At 43.9% G+C, this 3,912-nt stretch carries 6 protein-coding genes; 1 reads left to right on the top strand and 5 read right to left on the bottom strand.

Features of this window, described 5'->3' with window-relative positions; translation table 11 throughout:
* The 5 genes from V3S16_RS02925 to V3S16_RS02905 form a co-directional block, all read right to left on the bottom strand.
* On the bottom strand, nt 1–171 hold a 171-nt coding region (locus tag V3S16_RS02925; RefSeq protein WP_413883180.1), incomplete at its 3' end, for a HigA family addiction module antitoxin.
* 81 nt (nt 172–252) lie between these two features.
* Nucleotides 253–1,359, bottom strand: a complete 1,107-nt coding sequence (locus tag V3S16_RS02920) for a hypothetical protein (protein WP_413883178.1) — start codon at nt 1,357–1,359, stop codon at nt 253–255.
* Nucleotides 1,360–1,453: 94 nt separating this feature from the next.
* The gene (locus V3S16_RS02915; protein ID WP_413883177.1) at nt 1,454–1,684 is read right to left on the bottom strand and encodes a KH domain-containing protein; all 231 of its coding nucleotides are present in this window, start codon (nt 1,682–1,684) and stop codon (nt 1,454–1,456) included.
* Nucleotides 1,685–1,877: 193 nt separating this feature from the next.
* Nucleotides 1,878–2,270 carry a hypothetical protein gene (locus V3S16_RS02910; RefSeq protein WP_413883176.1) on the bottom strand — a complete coding sequence of 131 codons (393 nt, stop codon included), beginning with the start codon at nt 2,268–2,270 and terminating at the stop codon, nt 1,878–1,880.
* Nucleotides 2,271–2,392: 122 nt separating this feature from the next.
* Nucleotides 2,393–2,533, bottom strand: coding sequence for an excisionase family DNA-binding protein (locus V3S16_RS02905; protein WP_413883179.1), 141 nt, complete (start codon nt 2,531–2,533; stop codon nt 2,393–2,395).
* Between the two features lie 233 nt (nt 2,534–2,766).
* Here V3S16_RS02905 and V3S16_RS02900 point away from each other — a divergent pair, with 233 nt between their 5' ends.
* On the top strand, nt 2,767–3,900 hold the full coding sequence (locus V3S16_RS02900) for an FAD-dependent oxidoreductase (protein WP_413883175.1): 1,134 nt from the start codon (nt 2,767–2,769) through the stop codon (nt 3,898–3,900).
* Nucleotides 3,901–3,912 lie beyond the last annotated feature (12 nt).

Raw genomic sequence — 3,912 nt, 5'->3', positions numbered from 1 at the left:
CTTGGAAAGTCTGATTGCCATTTCTGGTGAAATACCGAAACGACCATTCAACAAGGCTGAAAGCGTTTTTCTTGATACGCCAAGTCCTTTGGCTGTCTCAGTTATATTCAACCCCAAAGGTTCAATACAAAGCTCCCTTATCACTCCACCGGGATGAGGTGGGTTATGCATAGCCATTGGTTCACTCCTTAATGATAATCAAGATAATTTACATCAACGGCGTTGTTATCCTCAAATCTAAAAAGGACTTCCCTATTCATGACTCATGGCAGCCCGGGGCGTTGTTGTAACATTAAAATTTTTTAAATACACCCTTACATTCCATGCTGCGAGAACGTCATCGACTTCAGCGAAAATTTCTTTTTCCGATATCTCACGATCTGGGTATCTTTCTCTCAGCATCTTCAGTTTATTCCTTTTTTTATGTCTGCTGATTATCCCTTCAATACGAGCAGCATAGGGGACCTTGATATTGCTCTTGGCATCATGGGCAAGTTGGTAGTAAATATTTTCTCCGTAAATTATGTCAAGAAGATTACCTTTTTCAAGATAGGCGTTCATGAGGTATTCGGTATGTTGATCGGTGTTGTTGAATCCAAGGTATGCAACCTCCGACTCAAAGAGATAATGGACCATCTTTTTACCGGAAACAGCTTCTGATGCTGTACTGTCCTCAACCTGCTTCAGAACATTCAGGATGCGCATCCTTGTGCGGCGTTTATCAAAAAAGAGGTAATTGAAAAACCCGGTTAACGGTCCCACCTGGTCTGTATATTTCATTGATTTGCTGAAGCTCTCTTGTTTTTTGTCTTCCCAGAACTTTACTAGATCTTCATCATAATTGAAATATACCTTTATTGCTGTTTGATTGGGGTAATAATTTTTAGCTGGTAAAAATTCCTCCAGAGTATCCGTCATGAATTTGCGATCCCCAATATGAAATCTCTCTATCAATAAGGTCTCAATACTCTGCACCAGTTCCTTGTATTCTTTTGTGTGCTTCCCAAGAAGATTCAACAACAGCCAGCTCCATATATCCTTTCCTTCAGGTTCCGTGAATTTGAATGTTGAGGTATATCCTTTTTCCTTTTTTTCCATTCTCAAGGTGGCACTCATCTTCATTCTGACATTCAATGCACTAACCATATGGACTTCATAGGAAAGCGACACAGATTCTATTTCCTTCAAAGGATTTTCTGAAATACGGACAAGAAATGAGTCTGCCTGTTCCCTAGGTTTTTTTTCGAGGCCTCCGCTGGTGCTGCTGTTTGTAAAAGAAGGGAGATTGAACATCAAAAATCCGGCTGCTATAGATAGACCAGCATATCGCAGAAAAAATCTTCGGTTATTCATTCTCATTTTTCGATTCCTGCCATATCATGGCTGCTCGATAGGTATTTGACCCGGTATTCATCCATAAATGGCGCCTGGTTCAGGAGCAGGAAATATTTCATTATTCAATAATCTCCAGGACTATACGTTTTTTTTCCTTGCCAGAAGCAGCGCTTAATATAGTCCGTATGGCTTGAACATTCCGGCCCTTTTTCCCGATAACCTTCCCAATATCCTCTTTAGCCACTTTAAGTTCTAATACCGAAACATGTTCACCCTTTACTTCTGAAATCTCTACCTGTTCCGGATGGTCAACCAATGCCTTTACAATGCGCTTGATTAGGTCTTTCATAGCTATAACTCTCTTGTCAGCAATTAGTAATTAAGAGCATCTATTAGATCCGGAATTCGTTGGGGAGATGATATTCTGCGCTTGGTTAAAAAATAACATAAGGGGCAATGGAATTGCAATTGTTTAATTTTTGGCGAAGGGTTAAAAGATTTGTTCAGCCTTGATGCAAGATTCCTTATTGATTTTTCCGGCCTCATTTGTCGGTATCAGACTCAATTACCCATCTTTCAGCCTTATCAAACTCCCTGAAGACTTGAATTTTTCTCGGCAGGTCATACCCCATCGCCTCATACATTCTCGATACCCCATATTCCAAATCGCGGGAAGCAACCAACGCTACTTTATAGCCTGTTCCACGGCTTTCAGTAGATTTTTCTATATAATCTATTATCTGCTGAATGTTTTGCTCAGAGAGTTTAGATGCATCAGCATTTCGTAAATCCCATATAACAGGCATGTTTTTCTGAAAATCTGGATTCCTGATTGATGCTTCAAAAGAAGATTTGATATCTTCAAAATCAAATTTTTCCGTTATCTTGCGGATAATCACCCTGGTTTCTTTATTGATTAATGTTTCAATCGGCATAACATCACCCCAATTTTTCTATTTACATAAGTTTGAAAAAAACACATTTCGCTTGCTCTCGCCCGCATTTCATATACTCTCAGCAATTCTGTAAATGTGAAGCCATTTTTATAAAAAGCGCTTTAGCGTGCACTTTTCTTTACCCCTTCATCCACCTGTTCCTTCTTGAACTTCCAGAGACTGCCAAAGCGATAAGCTGGTAACTTCTTTGTATCGATCCATTTATAAACCGTCTCGCGACTGCTGCCCAGGTATGCACAGATATCATCACATTGAAAAAAAGTTCGATTCGTGAGATAAACTTAGCATAGATAGCGAAAACATCAATAGCAAGTTTGACCCGACTCGTAAGAAATCCGGGCAAATAACTTTTGAACTGCAACAGCGAGCCCCAGTGAAATAGGCTTTGCATTTCACGGGGCCGGCTACATTCCCCGTCCTGTTTTTAGTCCCGCTAAAAGCGGGACAGGGAGCTTCAATGCCAAAGGAGTAACCCATGAAGTTTGTCATCATCGGCGGAGACGCTGCCGGCATGAGTGCCGCCAGCAGAGCCAAAAGAAACCGGCCGGATATGGAAATCACTGTTTTGGAAAAAACCGTGGACGTTGCCTACAGCGCTTGCGGAATGCCGTATAATATCGCCGATCCCGACCGGGACATTGACGATCTGGTGGTGCGGTCGGCGTCAGTTTTCCGGAAAAAACAGGGTATCAATCTGCTGACAGGACATTGCGTTGATGCGGTTGATGTCAGCGCCAAAACCGTTTTCGGATCGACCCTTGAAAACGACTCATTCGAACTTCCCTATGACCGACTGCTTATAGCCACCGGTGCTTCAGCAATGGTGCCGGATCTTCCCGGTTTTGACCTGCCGGGAGTTCTGACCTTAAAGAGCCTTAACGATGGGAGAACCATCAAACATTTTTTAGCGTCGAACAATGTTCAAAAAGTGGTGATCGTCGGCATGGGCTATATCGGCTTGGAAATGGCCGAAGCGTTACGCACAAGAAAAATAGATGTGGATATGGTCGACCTTATGTCTCGAACGCTTCCATGGATAGAACCTTCCATGGCCGAGGTCGTTGAAGAGGAACTTAGTTTACACGACATCGGTTTTTACCTCGGACAAGAGGTAAAACGAATAGAAAAAAATGAACCGGGGCTGAGCGTTGTTTGTGAAAATCTTACACTCAGTGGAGATATGGTACTGGTCGCCATCGGCATTCGGCCCAATAGTCAGTTGGCAGTGGAAGCCGGATTGGATTTAGGGCCGCAGTACTCCCTTGCCGTCGATCGAATGATGCAGACTTCCGATCCCAACATTTATGCTGCCGGCGACTGCGCCGACGCATTTCATATTGTCACCGGCCGGAAAACTTGGATTCCCCTGGCGTTAAGGGCCAACGGAGCCGGTTGGGCGGTTGCCGATAAAGCGTCCGGTCGTCTTCTTGGCGTTCAGATGGTCGCAAAGGAAGGCGCCGCCCACCGCATCGATGCCCCGGCTGTGGCCCTTCACGGCCACATGACGGTGGAACAGTTCAGCCAGTCGGACTTGGCTTACGCGCCGCCGTTTGGTCCCGTGTGGGACCCGCTGTTGATCGCAGCGAATCAGCTTATAAAGCAATTATAGAGGAGAGAAGCC

It is taken from the genome of Candidatus Desulfatibia sp. (assembly GCF_036446775.1).
In the GTDB taxonomy this organism is placed as follows: domain Bacteria; phylum Desulfobacterota; class Desulfobacteria; order Desulfobacterales; family UBA11574; genus Desulfatibia_A.
This window is presented reverse-complemented; position numbering and strand designations above follow the sequence as displayed.

Bases quoted from the DNA above. Each gene is read 5' to 3' on its own strand.
- V3S16_RS02920 (WP_413883178.1), bottom strand. From the start codon at position 1,359: ATGAGAATGAATAACCGAAGATTTTTTCTGCGATATGCTGGTCTATCT.
- V3S16_RS02915 (WP_413883177.1), bottom strand. From the start codon at position 1,684: ATGAAAGACCTAATCAAGCGCATTGTAAAGGCATTGGTTGACCATCCG.
- V3S16_RS02910 (WP_413883176.1), bottom strand. From the start codon at position 2,270: ATGCCGATTGAAACATTAATCAATAAAGAAACCAGGGTGATTATCCGC.
- V3S16_RS02900 (WP_413883175.1), top strand. From the start codon at position 2,767: ATGAAGTTTGTCATCATCGGCGGAGACGCTGCCGGCATGAGTGCCGCC.